This window comes from Nitratidesulfovibrio sp. (assembly GCF_040373385.1).
GTDB lineage: Bacteria > Desulfobacterota > Desulfovibrionia > Desulfovibrionales > Desulfovibrionaceae > Cupidesulfovibrio.
The window spans coordinates 411,123-432,824 of the sequence record NZ_JBDXXH010000004.1; the positions used below are offsets into that span (position 1 = coordinate 411,123).

Annotated in this window: 17 protein-coding genes; 11 read left to right on the forward strand and 6 right to left on the reverse strand. The window is 66.3% G+C overall.

The window, feature by feature from the left end; genetic code table 11:
• Positions 1-281 precede the first annotated feature (281 nt).
• The 5 genes from ABWO17_RS09980 (at position 282) to ABWO17_RS10000 (ending at position 6,644) form a co-directional block, all read left to right on the forward strand.
• Positions 282-1,301, forward strand: coding sequence for a TIGR04283 family arsenosugar biosynthesis glycosyltransferase (locus ABWO17_RS09980; RefSeq protein WP_353118086.1), 1,020 nt, complete (start codon positions 282-284; stop codon positions 1,299-1,301).
• Positions 1,298-2,089, forward strand: a complete 792-nt coding sequence (locus tag ABWO17_RS09985) for a TIGR04282 family arsenosugar biosynthesis glycosyltransferase (protein ID WP_353118088.1) — start codon at positions 1,298-1,300, stop codon at positions 2,087-2,089. Before ABWO17_RS09980 ends, ABWO17_RS09985 begins: the two co-directional genes overlap by 4 nt.
• The gene (locus ABWO17_RS09990) at positions 2,086-3,234 is read left to right on the forward strand and encodes a lipid A deacylase LpxR family protein (protein WP_353118090.1); all 1,149 of its coding nucleotides are present in this window, start codon (positions 2,086-2,088) and stop codon (positions 3,232-3,234) included. Before ABWO17_RS09985 ends, ABWO17_RS09990 begins: the two co-directional genes overlap by 4 nt.
• Positions 3,235-3,763: 529 nt before the next feature.
• The gene (locus ABWO17_RS09995; protein ID WP_353118091.1) at positions 3,764-4,747 is read left to right on the forward strand and encodes a helix-turn-helix domain-containing protein; all 984 of its coding nucleotides are present in this window, start codon (positions 3,764-3,766) and stop codon (positions 4,745-4,747) included.
• Between the two features lie 118 nt (positions 4,748-4,865).
• A complete protein-coding gene (locus tag ABWO17_RS10000) occupies positions 4,866-6,644 on the forward strand; it encodes a methyl-accepting chemotaxis protein (RefSeq protein WP_353118093.1) in 1,779 nt (592 codons plus the stop codon).
• Between the two features lie 457 nt (positions 6,645-7,101).
• Here the strand turns inward: ABWO17_RS10000 and hemC are convergent, their stop codons facing one another.
• The 3 genes from hemC to ABWO17_RS10015 form a co-directional block, all read right to left on the reverse strand.
• The gene (hemC, locus tag ABWO17_RS10005) at positions 7,102-8,055 is read right to left on the reverse strand and encodes a hydroxymethylbilane synthase (RefSeq protein WP_353118095.1); all 954 of its coding nucleotides are present in this window, start codon (positions 8,053-8,055) and stop codon (positions 7,102-7,104) included.
• A gap of 231 nt (positions 8,056-8,286) precedes the next feature.
• Positions 8,287-8,523, reverse strand: a complete 237-nt coding sequence (locus ABWO17_RS10010; RefSeq protein WP_353118097.1) for an FmdB family zinc ribbon protein — start codon at positions 8,521-8,523, stop codon at positions 8,287-8,289.
• 141 nt (positions 8,524-8,664) lie between these two features.
• Positions 8,665-9,291 carry a D-sedoheptulose 7-phosphate isomerase gene (locus ABWO17_RS10015; RefSeq protein ID WP_353118099.1) on the reverse strand — a complete coding sequence of 209 codons (627 nt, stop codon included), beginning with the start codon at positions 9,289-9,291 and terminating at the stop codon, positions 8,665-8,667.
• Positions 9,292-9,680: 389 nt separating this feature from the next.
• On the opposite strand from ABWO17_RS10015, the gene ABWO17_RS10020 reads away from it, so the two are divergent.
• From ABWO17_RS10020 to gatB, 4 genes are all read left to right on the forward strand, one after another.
• Complete coding sequence (locus tag ABWO17_RS10020) at positions 9,681-10,532, forward strand: NAD(+)/NADH kinase (RefSeq protein ID WP_353118101.1); 852 nt, start codon at positions 9,681-9,683, stop codon at positions 10,530-10,532.
• A gap of 105 nt (positions 10,533-10,637) precedes the next feature.
• Positions 10,638-12,383, forward strand: a complete 1,746-nt coding sequence (locus ABWO17_RS10025; RefSeq protein ID WP_353118103.1) for an ARMT1-like domain-containing protein — start codon at positions 10,638-10,640, stop codon at positions 12,381-12,383.
• A 20-nt stretch (positions 12,384-12,403) separates the two neighbouring features.
• Positions 12,404-13,072, forward strand: coding sequence for a DUF4254 domain-containing protein (locus ABWO17_RS10030; protein ID WP_353118105.1), 669 nt, complete (start codon positions 12,404-12,406; stop codon positions 13,070-13,072).
• A 220-nt stretch (positions 13,073-13,292) separates the two neighbouring features.
• Complete coding sequence (gatB, locus tag ABWO17_RS10035; RefSeq protein WP_353118107.1) at positions 13,293-14,723, forward strand: Asp-tRNA(Asn)/Glu-tRNA(Gln) amidotransferase subunit GatB; 1,431 nt, start codon at positions 13,293-13,295, stop codon at positions 14,721-14,723.
• Positions 14,724-14,915: 192 nt separating this feature from the next.
• Here gatB and ybeY read toward each other — a convergent pair whose 3' ends face one another.
• Genes ybeY through ABWO17_RS10050 form a run of 3 tightly spaced genes read right to left on the reverse strand, consistent with a single transcriptional unit; the run spans position 14,916 to position 19,043 of the window.
• A complete protein-coding gene (gene ybeY / locus ABWO17_RS10040; RefSeq protein ID WP_353118109.1) occupies positions 14,916-15,452 on the reverse strand; it encodes an rRNA maturation RNase YbeY in 537 nt (178 codons plus the stop codon).
• 2 nt (positions 15,453-15,454) lie between these two features.
• Positions 15,455-18,079 (reverse strand): HD family phosphohydrolase, encoded by a 2,625-nt coding sequence (locus ABWO17_RS10045; protein ID WP_353118111.1) that lies wholly within the window; start codon positions 18,077-18,079, stop codon positions 15,455-15,457.
• The gene (locus tag ABWO17_RS10050) at positions 18,048-19,043 is read right to left on the reverse strand and encodes a PhoH family protein (RefSeq protein ID WP_353118113.1); all 996 of its coding nucleotides are present in this window, start codon (positions 19,041-19,043) and stop codon (positions 18,048-18,050) included. The genes ABWO17_RS10045 and ABWO17_RS10050 overlap by 32 nt, the downstream gene beginning before the upstream one ends.
• A 540-nt stretch (positions 19,044-19,583) precedes the next feature.
• On the opposite strand from ABWO17_RS10050, the gene ABWO17_RS10055 reads away from it, so the two are divergent.
• Both ABWO17_RS10055 and ABWO17_RS10060 read left to right on the forward strand, forming a co-directional pair.
• Positions 19,584-20,204: a hypothetical protein gene (locus tag ABWO17_RS10055; RefSeq protein WP_353118114.1), complete on the forward strand. Its 621-nt coding sequence runs from the start codon at positions 19,584-19,586 to the stop codon at positions 20,202-20,204.
• A gap of 197 nt (positions 20,205-20,401) precedes the next feature.
• On the forward strand, positions 20,402-21,673 hold the full coding sequence (locus ABWO17_RS10060) for a glycosyltransferase (protein ID WP_353118230.1): 1,272 nt from the start codon (positions 20,402-20,404) through the stop codon (positions 21,671-21,673).
• Positions 21,674-21,702: the final 29 nt, after the last annotated feature.

Here is a 21,702-nt window from a genome sequence, read left to right on the forward strand (position 1 = left end):
GGCCCGGCAGGGTTGCTCGACCCCGGCGGATATCCAGGTGCCGAACCGGCGCGAAGGGCCGGGTTTCTTAGCCTAGCGTGTTGCCCCGCGCTTGTCACGTCCCACAGGGTGGTGCGCTTGGGCAAGCGATGCAGGCAGGGTGTGGAACGAAGCATGCGCGGGGCTGAAGGGGTGGCAAGGAAAGCGGGGAGCGGATCGCAAGGCGGCAGGCGCGTGGCGGCCCGTCGTCCGGAGTGGCGCGGGGTTTGTCAGCCGGGGCGGGAACGGCTATCATCCGCGCCATGACCGCAGCCCAGCCCACGCAGCAGCACGCCGGGGACGAACCCAACGGCACCATGCCGCGCCCGGCGGGGCATGGCGGGCCGGAGCCGGGGGGGCAGGGACACGAGGTGGACGTGCTGCTTTCCGTGGTGGTGCCGGTGCTGCACGAGGCGCAGCGCATGGCGGACCTGGCCAGGCATGTGCGCGCGCTGGCCGGTGAATTGCCACGGGGTGCGGTGGAACTGGTGGTGGCCGACGGCGCGCCGGAAGGCGACACGCTGGCTGCGTTGAAGATGGCGATGGGCAGGGACGCCTGGCGGGCCGCAACGGGTCTGGGCGCATGTGGTTTGGCCGCCGAAGAATTTTCCGGAACGGGGCTTCTCGTGTGCGCCGTGGCCGCCCCGCGTGGCCGCGCCCGGCAGATGAACGCCGGTGCCGCCGTGGCCCGCGGGCAGGTGCTGCTGTTCCTGCATGCGGATACGCGCCTGCCGGACGGGGCCTTTCCCGCCGTATTGCGGGCGTTGGGCGTGTCGCCGTACGCTGCCGGGGGCGAGGGTGTGAACGCTGCCGCGCCTGTATCGGCCGCATGCGGCGGACATGGCGCGATTGCGACCGGCAGTGCCGGGCCGTGCGTCCCCGGCGCCGGGGCGTTTTCTTTGGCCATCGACGCGCCGGGGGCGTGGTTCCGGCTGGTGGAGGCGCTGGCCAACCTGCGCAACCGGCTTACCCGTACCCCGTACGGCGACCAGGCCCAGTTCTTTCGAGCCGGGTTATTCCGGGCCATGGGCGGCTACCCCGATCAGCCGCTGATGGAAGACGTGGAAATCATGCGCCGCCTGCGCCGCCAGCATCGCCAGCTTGGCCCAGACCAGTCGCTGGCCCTGCTGGACCTGCGGGCCGTCACTTCGGCCCGGCGCTGGCGCGACGAGGGGGCCGTGCGCTGCACCCTGCGCAACGTCTGTCTGCGGCTGCTGTACGCGCTGGGGGTTCCGGCGCAGATACTGGCGCGTTGGTACCGCGCCCGCAAAGGAGCATCATGAGCGACACCTGCGTACTCTTCTTCGTCAAGTATCCCGAGCCGGGCGCGGTGAAGACGCGCCTTGCGTCCGTCATGGGCGCGGAAGCCGTCGCCGCCATGTACCGCCATTTCGTGCAGGACATGCTGGCCGAACTGGTGCAGGTAAAGGCCGACCTGCGCATCTGTTGCGACACGGGCACCGTGCCCCCCGACGTTCAGGACGTACAGGACGTTCAGGGCGTACCGGGGGCGCCGGGTACACAGGGCGCGCTGTCCGCCTGCAAGGCCTGGCTGGGGCCGCAGCATGTCTATCAACCCCAGCAGGGCGACGACCTGGGCGCGCGCATGTGCACGGCCCTTGCCGATGCCTACGCCGCCGGATACGAGCGCGTGGTGGTGCTGGGCAGCGACATTCCGGATTTTCCGCACGAACTGGCGCAGAAGGCCCTGGACGACCTGGACCTGCATGACGCGGTCATCGGCCCCGCTTTCGACGGTGGCTATTATCTGATAGGCTTCCGGCGCGACAGGTTTCTGCCCGGCGTGTTCGAGGGCGTGGAGTGGAGCGGCGGGTCGGTATACGCGGCCACCATGGAGCGGCTGGAGGCCGCCCGGCTGGACGTGGTGCGCCTGCCGGAGTGGAACGACGTGGACACCATGTGGGATCTCAACGTGCTGTATCGCACCAACCGCAACAGCTCGTTTCGCAAATCGTCGTCCTACGCCGCCATGCGCGAGCATGATGCGCTGATTCGCCAATATGACATGGAACTGCCCGTGTGGGCACGGGAAACGGAATCCGGCAAATGACCCCTGTTTCACTCCTGATGCGCGCAGCCCAGTGCGGTGGCCTGCTGGCCCTGCTGCTGTGCGTCCCCCTGTGCGTTCCCCGCTGCGCGCTGGCCGCCGAGGCTGCGCCCTTTCCTGACCCGATTCCCGCCGCATCGGACGAAGTGCCGGAAACAGGCGCCGCCGACGAGCCGGAAGAACCCAAAAAGGCCAAGGCGTTCAGTACGCTGGTCATCTATTTCGAGAACGACCTGTTCGGCGGTACCGACCAGTACTACACCAACGCGGTGCAGGCCCGGTTCGTCTCGCCCGACCTCAAGACCCTGTCCGACGACGAAATGCTGCCCGACGTGCTGGACGAACTCATCGAAAGCCTGCCGTTTTCGGGTGACCCTGATGCCCAGTACAACGTCAGCGTGGCCTTCGGGCAGGCCATCTACACGCCGTCCGATACCCAGGCCCGGCAGTACCTGGCCGGTGACCGACCTTACGCGGGCTTCCTGTACGGGGCCATCGGCCTGCATGCCAAGAAGGGCGAGCGCATGGACACCCTGCAATTCACCGGCGGCATCGTGGGGCCTTCGGCGCGGGGAGAGACGGCCCAGAACGAAGTGCACGAGATGCGCGACATTCCCACGGCCAAGGGCTGGGACAACCAGTTGCATGACGAACCGGGCCTGATGCTGACCTGGCAACGCAACTGGCGGCTGAACCCTTCGTCCATCGGACGCGGCTTCGGCTGGGACGTGCTGCCCCGCGTGGGTGCCACGGCGGGCAACGTGCTGACCCAGGCCAACATGGGGGGGGAAGTGCGCATCGGCTGGAACCTGCCGGGCGACTTCGAGACTTCGCTGATCCGCCCCGGGGGGGGCATAGAGGCACCCAGCGACGATGCGGACCCGCGCGTGCGCGACAGCTGGGGCTGGTACCTGTTCGTGGGTGCCGACGGGCGGGCCGTGGCCCACAACATCTTTCTGGACGGCAATACCTTTCGCGACAGCCACGACGTGGAAAAGAAGTACTTCGTGGCCGACCTGTCCGGGGGGCTGGCGGTAATCATCGAAGGGGTGCGCATCACCTACACCCACGCCTACCGCACCGAGGAATTCGTGGGCCAGGACCGGGGGCAGCACTTCGGCTCGCTGACCGTGGGAGTTTCGTTCTAGCGACGATGGCAGCATTGAAGCCACGCCGTGGCCTGGCGTGCAAGGGGGGCGTTCCGCAGGGGACGTCCTTTTTTTGTGGAAATTTTCCGCGCCGATTTCGTGTACAAGGCAGGAGTGGGACGGCATGTTGCGCGCGTGGTGTGCTATGCTGTTTGATTGGTGCTCTTTTTTTCTGTATTGCATCGTGCGATATGCAGTATTTTTAGTGTTACATGTAATAAAATACGTTTAAATATGGAAGTAAGCACTTATGTACACTTGATAAACATTTGTTTACTGCATCACATTTGTTTACATGGACGCTTTGCACATGTAGTCATGGTGCGCATTCAGATATTGCAAGTGTTTGTCATCGTCATTGTCGTGTGTTTCGCGTTCAAAGTTCTCCCTGCCGGAGTTTCCTTCCTCTCGCTCCTCTCGGCATATGGCCGGGTGCGCACCGGGCTGCCGTTTTTGTCATGCCATGATTTATAACAGTGATTGCCCGCCTTGGACTGGCTACAATATTATAGACAAAAAAGTAGGCGAGATGGGCAGGTTACTCGGAAGACTCGTCAGAGAGGCACGCCTTGAGCGAACCGATGGCGGCAAGGTGCTGTCCATCCGCCAGTTGGCCGATCGGTTGGGGGTGCATCATTCCTACCTCAGCCGCATAGAGCGGGGCGACGATGTCTGCCTGAAGCCGGAGCGATTGATGGTGCTTGCCGACCTGCTGGGAGTGGACAGGTACTTCATGCTCGCGGTGGCGGGTGTCGTGCCCGACAAACTGCGCGAAGCCATCTACGAGCACCGCGAGGTGTTTACATTGTTCCTTCGTTGCGTGCTGTGTGATGAACCGGACGAGTCGGATGATGAAAGCGCCATGTTCGCGGATGCCGTTTGCAAGGCACCCCACTGGCGCATTTCCTACACGGATGAGGCGGAACTGCTGCGCAGCCTTGTGGGTGCCATGTCGCGCGAAGGGTGGATCGTCTCGCGGCTGGCCCAGGACCGCATGGCGACACAGCTGTCCACATGCGACCTGGGCTTCTGTGACATCGACCTGCGGCGCGGCGTTGTCACCACCGCCGGGGTGCGCAGCCTGCGGGTGTATCTGGAGCAACACGGGGCGGAAGGCGGCGTTGCCCGTGTCTACCGTTCACGGCGTGTCGCGACAGGCAAGTTGGGCTCCATGATCACGATGCTGCACCGCATGCGCCATGCCCTGGGGGCGTGGGTGCGGGTGGTGGACGGCTTCGGCATGGTGGTGTTCGACAGCCAGGGGCAAAAGCCGCTGCGGCAGGATATTCGGGATGATGCCGGGGACGGCATTCGGGCAGGCGTACCGGTGGGCGTACCGGATCGCACCCCGCCGCGCATCACTTTCGGGCGTCTGGCCAAGCGGCTGCAGGGTACGCACGAAAGCCGACTGCGCCACGAGCGCACCCTCGGCAAGCTGACGATGTCGGCTCATGTCTTTTTTCCGTGGGATGAGATGGAGGCGTTTTCGTACATCATCGTGTTGTCGCATTGATGTTCATACCTGTCCTGGTGCGGTTCCAATCCAATCTGAACCGGAGCGAATCAGGAGCGGATCGGGAGCGAAAGCGGGCTTTCCGTACTTTCATCACAATCAGCAAGCCGGGGGTTTCATGAACAATTTCAATGTCGGTGTCAGGCTGATAGCAGGGTTCATTTTTGTTTCGCTGCTCACGTTGATCACCGCCGGTTCCGGGTATCTGGCCATCGAAAATGCCAGCGAAAGCCTGCGCCGTTCCAACGAGGAAATGCTGCCCGCCGTGGCCCATACCGGCAGCGTCGAGCTGGCCATGCGCGGCATCGTGGTGGCCCAGCGCACCCTGATGATGGAACGCCTGTCCAGAGCCGACCGCGACCGCCAGCGGGAGGACATCCGCCTTGCGCGCGAGGTCATCGCCAAGTCGCGGAGCGAGATGGACAAGCTGCGCCATTCGCCCGCCGTTCAGGAAAAATGGTCTGCCTTCGTCGCCACGCTGGACGCCGTGCGCATCACCAACGATGAAATCATGGCCGCCATCCAGGAGTGGGAGCGGGACAGCGCCAGTGACGACAAGCAGGCCAAGGCAGCTGATCTTGTCACCGGCAAGGGCGTGCAGGCCAACGCCCGACTGGCCGAGGCCGCGGCGGCCGTGCAGGAGGCCGTGCGGGCAGAGGCGCGTGCCGCGCGGGTCCAAAGCGCTGCGGAAGCGCACACGGCGCACAACACCGCCATCACTCTGGCCGTGGGGGCGCCGTTGTTGTCGCTGCTGCTCGGCTTCTTCATTTCGCGGTCCATCACCCGTCCGCTGGGCGGGGCCGTGTCGTTCGCGCAGTTGGTGGCGGGTGGAAACCTGAACGCGGACCTTGCCGTGCACGGGCGTGACGAGATCGGCAGGTTGGCCGACGCCCTGCGGGTGATGGTGGACACCCTGAAGGCCAAGATCGCTGAGGCTGAAGACAAGAGCGAGCAGGCAGCCCGCAAGGAGCAGGAGGCCATGGCCGCCATGCGTGAAGCGGATGAAGCCCGCAAGCAGGCAGAAAACGCCAAGCGCGAGGGCATGTTGCAGGCTGCCGCGCGGGTGGAGGGCTCGGTGGAGGTGGTCTCGTCCGCGTCCGAGGAGCTTTCCGCCCAGATCGAGCAGGCCGACCGGGGCGCCAAGGAACAGGCCAAGCGCGTTTCCGAGACGGCCACGGCCATGGAGGAAATGAACGCCAGCGTGCTGGAGGTGGCCCGCAACGCCGGGAACACCGCCGAGGTTTCCGATTCGGCCCGCGCCAAGGCCGCCCACGGTGCCGCGCTGGTGGAACGGGTGGTGGGCACCATCGACGGTGTGCGGCGGCAGTCGCTGGACCTCAAGGCCGACATGGAAGACCTGGGCCGCCAGGCGGAGTCCATCGGGGCGATCATGAACGTGATCAGCGACATTGCCGACCAGACCAACCTGCTGGCGCTGAACGCGGCCATCGAGGCGGCCCGCGCCGGTGACGCCGGGCGCGGCTTTGCCGTGGTGGCCGACGAGGTGCGCAAGCTGGCGGAAAAGACCATGCAGGCCACCGTGCAGGTGGGCGATGCCATCCGGGGGGTGCAGCAGGGCACCCGCAAGAACATGGAGAACGTGGACCGCTCGGTACAGGGCATCGAGGAATCCACCCAACTGGTGCGCCAGTCGGGCGAGGCGCTGGGCGAGATCGTGCGGCTGGTGGAAACGGCCAGCGATCAGGTGCGCTCCATCGCCACGGCATCGGAGCAGCAGTCCTCCGCCAGCGAGGAAATCAACCACGCGGTGGAGCAGGTCAGCACCATTTCCGCCGAAACGGCGCAGGCCATGCGGGAATCGGCGCGGGCCGTGTCCGCCCTGGCGGAGCAGGCCCAGGTGTTGAAGCGCCTGGTGGAAGAGATGAAGGCGGGCTAGGGGCAGTTTCTAAATTGTCCTTTCGCCCGTTGGCGTCCGACCCGAAGGGCGCGGAGCGTGCCCGTTAAGCGAGCTTGCGAGCTTTACGGGCATCGTGCGCAACGCGGTCAAACTTCGTCTGCCATGGCTTTGCTGTCCTTATCCGTAAGACTCGCGCTGCGCGCTTGCCTAACGGCTAAGGCTCGGTCAAATACGATAAGAGCGCGTTGCGGTCCTCATCCGTAAGGTTCGCTTCGCTCACCTAACGGCTGAGGCATATTCCCTCATGGCAGGCTCGTTTTCCTCGCCAACGAATGAAAATCCTCATTTAGAAACAGCCCTTAGTCGGCTAGGTCCACGGCATCCGGCAGTTGAACGAAAACGGGCCGCCCTTCCGTGCAGGAAGGGCGGCCCGTTGTATCGCAATCGAAAGCAGGACCGTACCGGCTGCATGGGCCGGGTGCCGGGACTGAACGGGCTAGTTTGTCGCCGCTCCGCTGCCGTATACCTCGGCCAGTATTTCGCCTGCACCGTCGGCCACCAGTCGGGCGGCAAGATCCAGGCCGACCGTGCGGGCCTGCGCGCCATCCGGGGCGCTGGTGCCGTTCAGGGTGCGGCGGATCACCCGCGCGCCGGCAAGGTCGGCCACAAGTCCTTCCAGTGCGAAGGTGGCATCGCCCGTCATCACGGCGTGCCCGGCGATGGGCACCTGGCAGCCGCCCTGCAACCCGGCCAGAAAGCCGCGTTCGGCCTCCACGCGGATGCGGGTGGGGGTGTGCTCCATGAAGGCCAGCAGATCGCGCAGGTCGGCCCGGTCCCCCCGGAATTCGATGCCCAGCGCGCCCTGTCCCACGGCGGGCAGGAAGGCGGGCGGCCCCAGCACTTCGCTCTTGGGCGCGGAAAGGCCCAGGCGCTTCATGCCTGCGGTGGCCATGATAATGGCGTCGAACTGGCCCTCGGAAAGCTTGCGCAGGCGGGTGTCCACGTTGCCGCGCAGGGAGACCACGTTCAGGTCCGGGCGCAGGGCCAGCAACTGCGACTGGCGGCGCAGGCTGCTGGTGCCCACGGTGGCTCCGTGGGGCAGGGCGGCCAGCGAATCGTGGTGCACGGACAGGAAGGAGTCGGACGGTTCCTCGCGTTCGGGAATGATGCCCAGCACCAGCCCTTCCGGCAGTTCCATGGGCACGTCCTTCATGCTGTGCACGGCCAGGTCGGCCCGGCCATCCAGCAGCGCCTCCTCGATTTCCTTCACGAACAGGCCCTTGCCGCCCACCTTGGCCAGCGGCACGTCGAGGATGATGTCCCCCCGAGTCTTCAGGACCAGCAGTTCCACAGAAACGCCGGGGTGTCGGCCTTCGATGCAGGACTTGACGTGTTCGGCCTGCCACAGGGCCAGCTTGCTGCCACGGGTGGCGATGACGAGTTTGTTCATGTAGTTGCGCGCGGTGTGAGGATGATGTTGAGACTTGCAGCTGGTTCCGGATTAGGATTTTCGTTTGCTGGCAAGGAAAGCAAGCCCGCCATGAGGGAGTATGCCTCAGCCGTTAGGTGAGCGAAGCGAACCTTACGGATGAGGACCGCAAGGCGCTCTTATCGTATTTGACCGAGATGGCAGGCGAAGTTTGACGCAGCCAGCGGACGAAAGGACAATCCGGAGGCATCGCTAGCCGCAGGTGGAGCAGTTCCCGCCCGAACACCCGGAGCAGCCGCCACGGCTGGACTTGGGGAAGGTCACGGTCTGCCCCACGCGCGAGGGCGCGGGCATCTTGAAGCAGGCGCAGGACAGCTGCTTCTCGGTACGGGCAGAGCCGCAGGCCGGGCAGGGGGGCAGGTCGTCGCCGAAGACGAGTTCCTCGAATTTCTTGCCGCAGGCGGTGCATTCGTATTCGTAGATGGGCATGATGCGTTTTCCTCCAAAGGCGGTGCGAAAGGCTGCCCCGGCGTTGCCCCCCTGTCTCGCATGGCGTGTTGCCGGGCGAGCGGGGCGTGCGGCGCGGGGCGGAACATGATCGGCGGGCGTGCTCGGTGCCGGAAAGGGCGCCTATTGCGGCGCGGTGCCTTCCAGGTACGGTTGCAGGGCCAGCACGTTTTCGAACAGGAAATGGTCGGTCAACTGGCACAGCAGGTGGCCCACGGTGATGTGGATTTCCTGCACCAGCGGGGTGCGCCGGTCGGATACGTCCAGCAGGTAGTCGCACAGCGCGGCCATTTCGCCGCCGCCGCGACCGGTCATGCCCACGGTGGTCACGCCCTTCTCGCGCGCGGCCTTCAGCGCCAGCACCACGTTGGGGCTGTTGCCGGACGTGGAAATGCCCACCAGCATGTCTCCGGGTTGGCCCAGCGCCTGCACCTGTTTCTGGAACACCTGTTCGAAGCCGTAGTCGTTGCCTATGGCGGTAAGTATCGAGCTGTCGGTGGTCAAGGCCAGGGCGGGCAGGGGGGGGCGCTCCATCATGAAGCGGTTGACGAATTCGGCGGCCAGGTGCTGGGCGTCGGCGGCGCTGCCGCCGTTGCCGCAGAACATGATCTTGCGGCCCCGGGCAAGGGTGAGGGCCATCTGAAGGGCCAACTCCACCACGCGCTCGGCGTTCTGCTGGAAATAGCGTTCGCGAAGCTTCGCGCCTTCGGTGGCGTGTTCGAGCACGATCTGGCGGGCGGTGTCTGTCATGGAGCGGTTGATACCTCTGCGGCGGCCGTGCGGCCAGCCCGTGGATGTTGCGGAACCACTCGGCAGTATACCAAATGGCCGGGCGTGACAACCGTGTGGCGCGGCCAGTGCGGCGACTGTGCGGGCGCCCAGCGTGTGCGCCATGTCGCAATGTGGCCCGCCAGTCCTGCCGGGGCCGTGGTACCTGGCCTGTCTGGTCTGTCTGGCTTGTATGGGTTGTCTGGCCGGGTTGGCTGCCCTGCCTGCACGTTTGCCCGGCCTGTACCGTGGCGGGCCGTGCGCAATGCGCCAGGCTCGTCCCTGCCGCCCGGCCGGGGCGCGCCCCCTTCCGGCGACCCTTCGCGCGGTTATTTCTTGAAGGCGCGGGCGGATTCCACTAGGAACACTCCATGCACACCGCGCTTCGTTCCATTCTCATCGTCACCAAGTCGGGCCACCGCGAGGCGGAGGCCCTTGGCGAGCGCATGCGCGCCTGGCTGGTCGCGCGCGGCCTTTCGGCGCGCGTGGTGGAGAACACGGGCGATGCCGTGTCGCTGGCCGTGGCCGGGCAGGAATGCAGCCTGGCCCTGGTGCTGGGCGGCGACGGCACCATCCTTGGCGTGGCCCGGCGGTTGCTGGGCTCCGGGGTGCCGCTCCTGGGCGTGAACCTGGGCAAGGTGGGCTTTCTGGCGGAAGTGGCGGCCACCCGCTGGGAAGCCAGCCTGGAACGGCTGCTGTCCGGCGGCGTGACCGTGCAGGAGCGGCTGGCGCTATCCTTTCACGTGGAGCGGGACGGGGCCACGGTGCATTCCGGCGGCGCGGTGAACGATGTGGTCATCAATCGCGGCATTCTGGCGCGGGTCATCAATCTGGACCTGCGCGTGGGGTCCGAACGGCTGGGCGAACTGCGCGCCGACGGGCTGATCGTCTCCACCCCCACCGGGGCCACGGGGTATTCCGTGTCCGCGCGGGGGCCGCTGGTGCATCCGCAACTGCACGTGTACACCGTGACGCCCATCTGCCCGTTTCTGAACAACCTGCTGCCACTGGTGCTGCCCGGCGAGGCCCGCCTGTCGGTAACGGTGCGCGAGCGCACCACCGATGTCTACCTGACCCAGGACGGGCAGGAAGGCTACGCCCTGCACGCGGGCGACGTGGTGCACGTGGAACGCGCGCCCGGCGGCATGCTGTTCGCCACCATCGAGGAACTTTCGTACTACCGCAAGCTGAAGGCCAAGGGGTTCATCAAGGACCAGGCCTGAGGACTATTCCAAATCGTCCTTCGCCCGCCCGCAACGTCTCCGCGACGGCCCTTTGCCGGGGGGCCGCCCCGCCGTGCCACCCGGCCCCGCCGATACGAGGTCGCCATGCGAAAGCTGCCCGAGTTCGACGCCGTAAGGGACATCCGCCTGCGCAAGGACCCCTATTTCGACGCGTGGATCTACAACTTCATGACCGAGAACAATCTCGAACACCTCATGAATCCCACGCTCATCGCCACGCCGGAGCAGTTGCGCTTCATGGTGGCCCTGGCGGACGACCAGATCTACGTGCCCTGCTCGGACGAAACCTTTCGCCTCATGTGCGCTGCCGAAACACCGCGCGAGTTGCAGAAGCAGTACAACCGCGCGTGGCGCATCATCATGCGCCTGGTGCGCAGCGCCACGCACATCGAAAAGCAGGTCAAGCGGCGCATTCTGCAATACTGCCGCCATCGCTTCCGCCTGCACATCAGCCAGCACACCACCATTCCTTCGCGGGTGGTCAAGCGCCTGACCAGCATCGTGCTTACCCAGTCCGGGCAGGAAGACCCGTGGCGTAACCGCAAGCAGGCCGCCAACCGCAAGGCGCGCACCCTGTTGCAGGACCCGGCGTTGCAGCGCCTGCTGCGCCGCCCCCCCGCCACGCTGAACCCGCAGCGCGACATCGTGGACATGCGCTGGGAACTGGACCTTACCGAACTGGTGCGGCTGCTGCACGTGGCCATGCATGGTCGCCAGTGGGTACAATGCCCCCCTTCGCCGCTGGAGGTGGAACAGGCCCTGGAATCCGTGGGTGAAGCCTCGCCCCAGTTGCGTCTGCTGTTCGGCCCGGAGACGGAGCCGCGCAAGAAGATCCTGTACCTGTGCGACGGCGACGGCGGCGTGGTGTTCGACCTCGCCATCGTCCGGGTGCTGCTGCGCATGGGGCACCAGGTGGTGCTGGCGCTGAAGGAAGGCTTCTTCTTTTACGCCCCCATGATCTGGGACGTGGAGACCGACCCCACGCTGAAGGAGGAAATGGAATCCGCCTTCGTGCTGCACGACGACCGCGTGTCCAAGAACGACCTGTTGCGCCACCTGCGCGAGCACCGCTTCGTGGTCATCTCGGACGGCATGCGCGAGCGGCTGAACCTGTACCGGGCCAGCGTCACCTTTGCCCGGGCGTGGAAGGAATGCGACCTGATCATGGCCAAGGGCTGGCGGGCGGATAACATCTTCCTGCGCACCAGCCACCAGTTCACCCGCGACATCGTGTGCTTCTGGGGCGAGGACGACGGCCAGTGCAGCATCGTCTGCAAGCCCCGCGCGACAGGGGTGCGCAAGTTCACCGAAAAGGACCTGTCCGGCAAGGCCGCAGAGATCATCGAGGCCATGCGCGCGGCGCGCCAGCAGGGCAAGGCGGTGATGTTCTACAGTTGCATCATCGGCTCCATACCCGGCCAGACAAAGACCGCCATCGGCGTGGTGGACGCCTTTGTCCGGCACCTGCGCGAGAAGCTGGACACCACCTTCATCGTCAACCCGGCCGAGCACTTCGAGGAAGGCATGGATGGCGACGACCTGATGTTCATGTGGGAGCGGGTGCAGCGCAGCGGCCTTATCGACATCTGGCGTTTCCAGACCGTTGAGGATATAGAGACGAGCTTCGCGTTGCAGGATCGCAAGGTGCCCTCGGTGTGGTCGGGCAAGGATTCGACCTACTCCACCGGCTGCACCAAGGAAATGCAGATCGCCCTCGACATGCAGAAGAAGCACCGCGAACTCCAGATCATCGGCCCGTCGCCGGACAACTTCTTCCGCCGCCGCGAATACGGCGTGGGCAAGTACTTCGACGTGGGCATCAGCGGATAACCCAGCCTCAAGGAAACACGATGCAGACCTTCCATGCCGTGGCAACGCTGCTTACGGAATGTTTCGATGCCCAGCACCGCGCCACCGCCGAGTGGCACGTGGCCGAGCCCCCGGCACACGAGCCCGCCCCCGTTGTGACGGACGCGGCGGAGACCGTGGCCGACGCCGCGTTGCTGCACCGGCTGGTGCTGGCCCAGCACCTGATGAACTTCCGCCTGTGGCACGTGGAAGACACCGCCCGCCGCATCGACGTGGGCACGGATGTCATCGCGGAGTGCAAGCGCACCATCGACGGCCTGAACCAGCGCCGCAACGACTACATGGAAAAGGTGGACGCCTGTCTGGTGGCGCTGCTGCGCCCGCTGCTGCCCGCGTCCACCCCCGGCCAGCGCCCGCGCCACAATACCGAGTCGCTGGGCATGGCCGTGGACCGGCTGTCCATCCTCAGCCTGAAGGTCTTCCACATGGAAGAGCAGGCCGAACGGGCTGACGCCGCGCCCGACCACCGCGAACGCTGCGCCGCCAAGCTGGCCGTGCTGCGCGAGCAGCGCGCCGACCTGGCCCAGGCCGTGCTGGACCTGACCGCGGAGTTCCTGGATGGCCGCAAGCAGCCCAAGGCCTACTACCAGTTCAAGATGTACAATGATCCCAGCCTCAACCCCGAGCTGTACAAGCACGTGAAGGGGTAGGAATTGTGCGAGCGGGGGGGGGCTGCCCACCGTACCCCCAAGCACTGCTGTCGCCATCCGTAATACTCGCGCTCTGCGTTCGTATAACGGCTGCCGCTCCCCCCAAACTTTTTAGTAGGGGCATACCCCACAAAAAGGGGTCAAGGGGGCGCGGCCCCCTTGCGGGGGGCGGGGCGGAGCCCCGCATTGCCTTCGCATTCAAGCCGTCAGGAGATTCGTCATGGCCTTGTATGAAGCCGTCATCGGGCTGGAAGTGCACGCCCAGTTGCGCACGCGGTCCAAGCTGTTCTGTTCCTGCTCCACCGCGTTCGGGTCCGCCCCCAACGCCAACGTGTGCGAGGTGTGCTCCGGCATGCCCGGCGTACTGCCGGTGCCCAACGCCCGCGCCGTGGAATACGCCGCGCGTATGGGCATGGCCGTGGATTGCACGGTGAACCCCGTCTCGGTGTTCGCGCGCAAGAACTATTTCTACCCGGACCTGCCCAAGGGCTACCAGATTTCGCAGTTCGAAACGCCCATCTGCGAGCACGGGCACCTGGACATCACGGTGAACGGCCAGACGCGCCGCATCGGCATCACGCGCATCCACATGGAGGACGACGCGGGCAAGAACATCCACTCGGCGGGCGACAACGCCAGCTACGTGGACCTGAACCGCTCGGGCGTGCCGCTCATCGAGATCGTCAGCGAGCCGGACATGCGCAGCGCCGAGGAGGCCGTGGCCTACCTGAAGGCCCTGCACGCCATCGTGGTGTATCTGGGCATCTGCGACGGCAACATGGAGGAAGGCAGCTTCCGCTGTGACGCCAACGTGTCCATCCGGCCCAGGGGGCAACGGGAATTCGGCACCCGCGCGGAACTGAAGAACCTGAACTCGTTCCGCAACGTGCAGCGGGCCATCGAGTACGAAATCGCCCGCCAGCAGGACGTGCTGGAGGACGGCGACGCCGTGGTGCAGGAAACCCGCCTGTACGACGCGGTGAAGAACGTCACCGTGTCCATGCGCGGCAAGGAAGAAGCCCACGACTACCGCTACTTCCCCGACCCGGACCTGATGCCCGTGCGCATCGCGCAGGAAGACCTGGCCCGCTGGCGCGCCGACCTGCCGGAACTGCCGCAGGCCCGCAGGGCCCGGCTTATGGAGCAGCATGGCCTGTCCGAACAGGACGCCGACGTGCTGACCGCAGACAAGGCCCTGGCCGACTTCTTCGAGGCGGCCACGGCGGCCTGCGGCCAGCCCAAGAAGGTGGCCAACCTGATGCAGGGCGCGCTGCTGCGCGAACTGAACCAGCGCGCGGTGGCCGTGGACGCCATCGCCATGCGGCCGGAAGCGCTGGGTGAGCTGGTGCGCATCGTCGAAGCCGGGTTGATCAGCGCCAAGATCGCCAACGACATCTTTGGCGAACTGGTGGAAACCGGCGCCATGCCAGAGGCCTTCGTGAAGGAGCGCGGGCTGGTGCAGATTTCCGATACCTCGGCCATCGAGACCGCCGTGGACGAGGCCATTGCCGAGAACCCCGCCGAGGTGGAAGCCTACAAGGGCGGCAAGACCAAGCTGATCAGCTTCTTCATGGGGCAGATCATGCGCAAGACCAAGGGCAAGGCCAACCCGGCCCTGGTCACGGAGTTGCTGCAGAAAAAGCTGGGGTAGCCTGTGGTGCGTGCCGGGCATGGCCCGCTCGAAGACGGAACGCAGACCCTGAATGCAACGCGGGGGCGGAAGAACCGATACGGTTCCTCCGCCCCCGCTTCATTTGTCGCAGGCTGGGGGGCAGGCTGAAGGCAGGCGAATGGGCGGGCAGACAGGTGACTGGGGGGGGCGGCGTAAAGGCAGGAGAAGCCGCTAGGCCTGTGCAGTCAGAGCCGCCAACCCGGCTTCGTGCGCGGCGTCAGTGAAGGCGTCCATTTCCGGGCCGTGGTCGTACCCGGCAAGGTGCCCAAGGCCGTGGGCCAGCAGGCGCAGGGCGTGTTCCACCGGTTCCTGCCCGTACAGCAGGCATTCGCGTTGCCAGGTGTCCAGCGACAGCACCAGCCAGCCGAGGTGGCAGGCGGGGGCGTCTGGCTCTCCGTCGTCGCCCGGACCTGCATCCGGCCACGCATCCGGTCCCGCATCCAGACCGTCCGCCGACCCTTCGCACGTGAAGTCTTCCGGCGCGCCGTAGCCGTCCTGGGCGGGAAAAGACAGGATATTGGTGGGGCCGGTGCAGCCAAGGTGTGCGGCATTCAGGCGGGCGATTTCCTCGTCGCCCACAAGGTCCAGTTCCACGGTGCATCCGGCAAGGCCGGTGGCCTGTTGCATGGCCGTGAACACGGCGCGCAGTTCGCCGGGGGCCAGCGGCAGCAGAAAGCCCATGCCGGGCGCGCGGCGCAGCACCAGCATGGCTAGTCGGGCTTGCCGGACTTGATTGGGGGGGCAGGTGCCGCCGACGCAGCGGATACCGCCGGGGCCGGGCCATCCGCCAGCGTATCCTCCGGTTCCGGCGCACGCAGCAAGGCACCAGCGTCCTGCGCCGGGGCATCGCCATTGCCGCCGTCCAGCGTGCCGTAGCAGCACGGCATGGGCGGTTGCGGTTCGTCGCAGGCGGGGCAGGCCGGAGTGTCCATGACATCAGGACAGGACGGGGGGCAAGGCGGCGGGCAAGGCGGGCAGGGCGCGTCGGTATTCTTGCCGTTCTTTTCCGAAAGCTTGCCGCTCTTGTCCCCGTTTTTCTCCGGGCACTTTTCCGCGCCCCTCTCGCCGCATTTGGGCGCGTCACGGTCCGGGCTGCGATCCGGCTGGCCGGGCTTGGCCGCGTCGGGGTAGCCGATGCGCTGGTGGAACAGCCCGGTGAGGATGCGGTGGAAGTTTTCGCCCAGCTTGTGCAGGTCCTTGAAGGTCAGTTCCGATTCGTCAAGCTGCCCTTCGGCAAAGATGCCCTTGACGATGGTATCGATGTGCCCCTTGATGCGCGCCGGGGTGGGCTCCACCAGCGTACGGCTGGACGCCTCCACCGCGTCGGCCAGCATGACGATGGCCGCCTCGCGCGTCTGGGGGCGCGGGCCGGGGTACTGGTAATCTTGCTCGCGCGGGTTCTCGCCCTGGTTCACGGCCTTCTGGTAGAAGTAGCGGATCACCCGCGTGCCGTGGTGCTGGCCGATGATGTCCACGATTTCCTGGCCCAGGCGGTGTTGCTGGGCCAGTTCCGCGCCCTTCTTGACGTGGGAGGTGAGAATCAGCGCGCTCATGGACGGGGCCAGCTTGTCGTGCTTGTTGCGCCCGCCGAACTGGTTCTCGATGAAGTATTCCGGGCGGCTCAGCTTGCCGATGTCGTGGTACAGCGCGGCCACCTTGCACAGCAGGCTGTTGGCGCCGATGGCCTTGGCCCCGGCCTCCACCATGTTCGAGACGATGAGCGAGTGATGGTAGGTGCCGGGTACGGCCACCATCAGGTCCTGCAACAGCGGCTGTTCCAGGTTCATCAGCTCCATCAGCCGGAAGCGCGTGGTGTAGCCCAGGCACAGTTCAATGATGGGTGACAGCGCAAACAGCAGCAGCAGCGAGAGCATGGCGTTCACGGCCACGGCCAGCACCCCCCACGCCAGCGCTGCCGGGTCCACGTACCCCCCAAGGGCCGTGGCCCCCAGCCACACCAGAAGCTGTCCCGCGCACAGCGGCAGGGTGCTCCACACCACGTCCTGACGGGTCTGGGCGCGGGTGACCAGCCAGGTGTTCCACATGGCGCCCAGGAAATAGAACATGAACAGGGGCAGCCCCCCGCCCGCCAGCACGGTGCAGAAGAAGGCCAGCAGAAGGCCGGTGACGCAGTAGCGCCGGGCAGAGAAGATCAGCGCGGCAAGGCCCGCCGCCCCGGCCACGGGAAAGGCGAAGGACAGCACCTCCGGCGTCAGCGATGCGCCCTGTTCCAGCACCCGTTGGCCCAACAGTGTCAGCCCCTTGGACATCAGCGCGAACACCAGCAGCAGCAGCGCCACGAAGAACAGGTCCTTCTGGCGCACGGCGGAACCCATGCGGCCGCTGGGCGAAAACAGCATGCCCGCGCCCAGCAGCAGCGAGGTCAGCAACACCCCGACCACCGTGGCCAGGTGCACCTTTTCGCCCTTGCGCGCCCACAGGGCCTGCAATTTCAGCTGGTGCTCGCGGCTTACCCGCTCGCCCTGGCGCACCACCACCTCGCCCTTCTGGATGCGGTAGAACACCGGTTCCACGGCGGCGGTCATTTCCGCCACGCGGGCGTCGGTGGCCTCCCGGTTCAGGGTCAGGGTGGGGGAAAGCAGCGGGGACAGCAGCAGCACGGCGGTGCGGCGCACGGCCAGCGAGGCCTTGGTCTCGTTCTTCAGGTTCTGGCTCAGTTCGGAAACCACGGAACGCAGGTCGTGCAGGTTCTGCAAGTCGGTGCGCAGGGTTTCGCTGCCGGTGGCAAGGTCGCGCAGCAGCACGCCGCCCTTGAACTGGAGCACGATGCGCGTATCGGCAGAAACGCCCTCGGCCAGGCGCGATTCCACCCACGGTAGGGCGCGGGTGGTCACAAGGGTCTGCAATTCTTCGCTGGCAAGTATTGCCAGGGTGCGTTCGGTGATTTCCGTGCCCAGCGCCTCGGCCAGTTGCCAGCGCAACTGTTCCTGTTCCGCCGGGTCGGCGTGGTTCACGGCCAGGAAGATTTCGTGCACCCGCTGGCGCAGGGTGGTCACGGGCTCGCGGCTCAGGTCGAACACGGCGGGCTGCAACTGGGCCACCTGGTCGCGCCGGGCGCGGGTGCCCTGCTGGTCTTCCACCAGCAGGTCGCGGTCGGCGGTCACCTCTTGCGAGGCGATTTCACCGGCCACGTACAGGCGGACGGAGGGCGAAAGATTGGCGCCCGCCAGCACGGCAAGGGCGATCATGGTCAGGCAGAAGAAGAACAGCCCCGGCCCGGCCTGGTGGCGGGCCAGCCAGCGGAAGGGCGCGGCCACCGATGCGGCGCTGAGGGCCCTGTGTCTAGCGTGATTCTGCGGTTTCGTGGCGTTCATAGGCCTGCACGATCCTGCCCACCAGGGGGTGGCGGATCACGTCGTCTTCGTGAAAGCGGATGGAGCGGATTCCCTTGACGCCTTCCAGCACGCGCAGGGCGTGCACCAGGCCGGAGCGCGACAGCGCGTCGGCCTTGCCCGATGCGGGCAGGTCTATCTGGGTGATGTCGCCGGTGATCACCGCGCGCGAGCCGAAGCCCAGGCGGGTAAGGAACATCTTCATCTGTTCCTGGGTGGTGTTCTGGGCCTCGTCCAGGATGATGAACGCGTCGTTCAGGGTGCGGCCGCGCATGAAGGCCAGCGGCGCTATCTCTATGATGCCCGTTTCCAGCATGTCGGCCACCTTCTGGAAGTCCTGCATGTCGTGCAGGGCATCGTACAGCGGGCGCAGGTAGGGGTTCACCTTCTCCACCAGGTCGCCGGGCAGGAACCCCAGCTTTTCTCCCGCCTCCACGGCGGGCCGGGTAAGGATGATGCGCTTCACCTTCTTGGACAGCAGCATGGAAAGGCCAACGGCCACGGCAAGGTAGGTCTTGCCCGTGCCCGCCGGACCCACGGCGAAGACCATGTCGTTTTCGCGCAGGGCGGCCACGTAGTCGCGCTGGCTGAGGGTCTTGGGGGTGATGGTCTTGCGCGGCGAAACCACGAACACCGCATCGCGAAAGATGCGCCGCAGGTCCGCCGAGGGGTCGCGGTCGAGCATGCCGTAGGCATAGGCCATGTCGCGCGGGTACACGGGGTGCCCCGACTTCAGCAGGCCGTACAGCTGCGCCAGCAGGTTCAACACCGTTTCGCGCACGCGGGGGTCTTCCGCGTCCACGGTGACGGTGTTTCCGCGCGTGTCCAGGCGTGCGCCCGACTTTTCCGCGATCAGGGAAAGGTTGGCGTTGCGCGCGCCGAACAGCTGGTTGGCCAGTGCGGCGTCGTCGAATTCCAGCGTGGCGGCGGTGGTGGCTTGCGACATGAGTCTCGTGGGTTGTGGTGGCGAAGCGCGTCGCGGCGGCACGCGAACGCGGCGAGGACCGGTTCGGCTGCCGGGCGCGTGCGGCGCGCGGCATGGGGAATGGCAGTGGTTCCGGCCGGGCGAGGTTGATCTGGCCCGGCGTGCGGAAGCGCGGCAGGTAGCCCGAATGACCCATGGGGCATGATCGGACCATGACCGGAGCATGACAGGAGTATGACCGGGTCACAAAAGGATGGGGGCGCTCCGCGCGGATGTCCGTTACCGCCCCGATAGCCCGTTTCCGCCGTGGCGTCCAATGGTTTCGGCCCGGACCGGCTCGGCCCGGACCGGCCCGGCTCGGCCCGGACCGGCCCGGCTCGGCCCGGACCGGACCGGCCCGGCGGCGTGCAGGGCGCATGCGCGCGCGAGCTGATGGCGGGTACGCGCAGCGGCGGGGGCGTGGAGGTGGACGCGGCAAGGGGAGTGAGTCCGCGCTGGCATGGGCGATGCATTAAGCAATGTAAAGGCGGAACCCGGCAAAATCGTCCGCCCGGAGGCAGCATGTCCATTTCGTCCATCTACGGCAGCTACGGCACGTACGGCATCGACCTTTCCACATACACCGACGGCAGTTCCACGTCGTCCTCTTCGTCGGCCAGTTCATCGTCGTCGTCTTCCTCGTCGGGCAACACGGTGACCGGCCTCTCGCTGGACTACCTGTCCCAGCTTTCCAGCGTGCTCAAGGAAATTTCGCCCAACGCCACCGGCAAGCTGACCTTCAGCATGGTTGAAGAGTACCGCAAGCAGATGGAAGAGGAATTTTCCGCCAAGGTGCGCGAAGACCTGACCAAGCTGGGCGTGGACAAGGACGTGGAGTTCCGGGTGGTCACCGATGAAAAGACCGGCGGCGTCACGGTGATTACCGACAGCGAGGACAAGGCCAAGATCGAGAAGTATTTCAAGGATAATCCGGACATGGTCGAGCAGTTCCAGAAGATCCAGACCCTGTCCAACCTCGAGAAGGCCCGCAAGGCGGAAGGGTATTCCCCGCAGGACATCAAGACCCGCCTGCAAATGGAAGCCATGAGCGCCTGGTGGAGCGAGGACGGCGCCTCGTCGCAGATCATGGACTACACCGCCGACCAGGCCACCTTCCTTACCGGGTTGCGCGCCCGCGTGTAGAGGCGGCGGCGTGCGGTTGCCGCACCCCGTATCCGGGCCGCCGGGGTGTGCTGCTGCCGGGGGTTGTCATTGCCGGGCGATTGCGGCATGACGTGCCCGTGAACGCACCCGACCCTGCCACCATTTCCGCCGTCCGCCACGCCGTGCCGGGCGATGCATCGCCGTCGATGTCTTTCATGACACCGGGCGGCGCGCCGTTGCGCACCATTCAGGTGGTCAACGTGCGCTGGTTCAACGCCACGGCGTGGTACGGCATGATGCTGGCCCGCCTGCTGCGCGAGGCCGGGCACGAAACCCTGGTGCTGGGCCTTGCGGGCACCGAATCGTTCGAGCGCGCCCGCGCCTGGGGGCTGGACCCCATCCCCCTGCCGCTGAATGCCGCCAATCCCTTCACCCTGGCCGGGCTGTACGGCACGCTGCACCGCATGGTGCGCGATTTTCGCCCCCACGTGGTCAACTGCCACCGGGGCGAATCGTTCGTGCTGTGGGGCCTTTTGAAGGCGCTGCACGCGCGCGGGCCGCATCGCTTCGGGCTGGTGCGCACGCGCGGCGACCAGCGCCTGCCCAAGGGCAACCGGCCCAACCTGTTCCTGCACACCCGCGTGGCCGACGCGGTCATCGCAACCAACACGGTGATGGCCGAGCATTTCGTCAATGAAATGGGCGTGCCCGCCGACCGGGTGCACACCATTCTCGGCGGGGTGGACGAGTCCGTGTTCCGCTTCGACGCGGCGGGCCGCGCCCGCGTGCGCGCCGAATACGGCTGGGCGGACGACGACTTCGTGGTGGGGCTGCTGGGCCGGTTCGACACGGTGAAGGGCCAGCGCGAGCTGATCGAGACCGCGGCGGGCCTGCGTGAGGGCCGCTGGGATGGTACGCCGCGTCCGCGCCTGCGGCTGATGCTGGCGGGGTTCGATTCGGCCACGCCAGAGGCCACGGTACGCGGCTGGCTGCGCGAGGCGGCAATGGAAGATGTTTCCGTGATCACCGGCAAACGCCCGGACGTGGCCGCGTGCATTTCGGCCATGGACCTTGGCGTGGTGGCCTCGCTGTGGTCCGAGACCATCGCCCGCGCCGCGCTGGAGATCATGGCCTGCAACAGGCCGCTGGTATCCACCACCGTGGGTGTCATGCCAGACCTGCTGCCCCAGGGCGCGCTGGTGCCCCCCGGCGACGTGGCCGCCATGGCCGCTGCCATCGCCCACGCCATGGACAGCCCGCCGTGGCTGGAAATACTGCGCGATGCCTGCGGGCTGCGCATCGAAGCCCTGCACCGGGCGGATTTTCTGAACCGGACCCTTGGGGTCTATCGGGACGTGTATCGCGGCGTGTGGCAGGGGAGCTACTGTCCCGACGTTCCGCCGGAAGTCCCGCCGGATGGCGAGCTTGGCCCGAATGGCCCGGACGTCCCTTCCGCCTCCGATGTAACGGACGCCCCGGATGATACCGGCGGCACGGGCAGGGCCTGAGCCCCCGCATGTTTTGACCACCCGCGCAT

Excerpts from the sequence above, each read along its gene's own strand:
- ABWO17_RS09995 (WP_353118091.1), top strand. The coding sequence starts at position 3,764 with ATGGGCAGGTTACTCGGAAGACTCGTCAGAGAGGCACGCCTTGAGCGA.
- ABWO17_RS10025 (WP_353118103.1), top strand. The coding sequence starts at position 10,638 with ATGCGAAAGCTGCCCGAGTTCGACGCCGTAAGGGACATCCGCCTGCGC.
- ABWO17_RS10030 (WP_353118105.1), top strand. The coding sequence starts at position 12,404 with ATGCAGACCTTCCATGCCGTGGCAACGCTGCTTACGGAATGTTTCGAT.
- ABWO17_RS10045 (WP_353118111.1), bottom strand. The coding sequence starts at position 18,079 with ATGAACGCCACGAAACCGCAGAATCACGCTAGACACAGGGCCCTCAGC.
- ABWO17_RS09985 (WP_353118088.1), top strand. The coding sequence starts at position 1,298 with ATGAGCGACACCTGCGTACTCTTCTTCGTCAAGTATCCCGAGCCGGGC.
- ABWO17_RS10010 (WP_353118097.1), bottom strand. The coding sequence starts at position 8,523 with ATGCCCATCTACGAATACGAATGCACCGCCTGCGGCAAGAAATTCGAG.
- ABWO17_RS10020 (WP_353118101.1), top strand. The coding sequence starts at position 9,681 with ATGCACACCGCGCTTCGTTCCATTCTCATCGTCACCAAGTCGGGCCAC.
- ABWO17_RS10015 (WP_353118099.1), bottom strand. The coding sequence starts at position 9,291 with ATGACAGACACCGCCCGCCAGATCGTGCTCGAACACGCCACCGAAGGC.
- gatB (WP_353118107.1), top strand. The coding sequence starts at position 13,293 with ATGGCCTTGTATGAAGCCGTCATCGGGCTGGAAGTGCACGCCCAGTTG.
- ABWO17_RS10050 (WP_353118113.1), bottom strand. The coding sequence starts at position 19,043 with ATGTCGCAAGCCACCACCGCCGCCACGCTGGAATTCGACGACGCCGCA.
- ABWO17_RS10055 (WP_353118114.1), top strand. The coding sequence starts at position 19,584 with ATGTCCATTTCGTCCATCTACGGCAGCTACGGCACGTACGGCATCGAC.
- hemC (WP_353118095.1), bottom strand. The coding sequence starts at position 8,055 with ATGAACAAACTCGTCATCGCCACCCGTGGCAGCAAGCTGGCCCTGTGG.
- ABWO17_RS09980 (WP_353118086.1), top strand. The coding sequence starts at position 282 with ATGACCGCAGCCCAGCCCACGCAGCAGCACGCCGGGGACGAACCCAAC.
- ybeY (WP_353118109.1), bottom strand. The coding sequence starts at position 15,452 with ATGCTGGTGCTGCGCCGCGCGCCCGGCATGGGCTTTCTGCTGCCGCTG.
- ABWO17_RS09990 (WP_353118090.1), top strand. The coding sequence starts at position 2,086 with ATGACCCCTGTTTCACTCCTGATGCGCGCAGCCCAGTGCGGTGGCCTG.
- ABWO17_RS10000 (WP_353118093.1), top strand. The coding sequence starts at position 4,866 with ATGAACAATTTCAATGTCGGTGTCAGGCTGATAGCAGGGTTCATTTTT.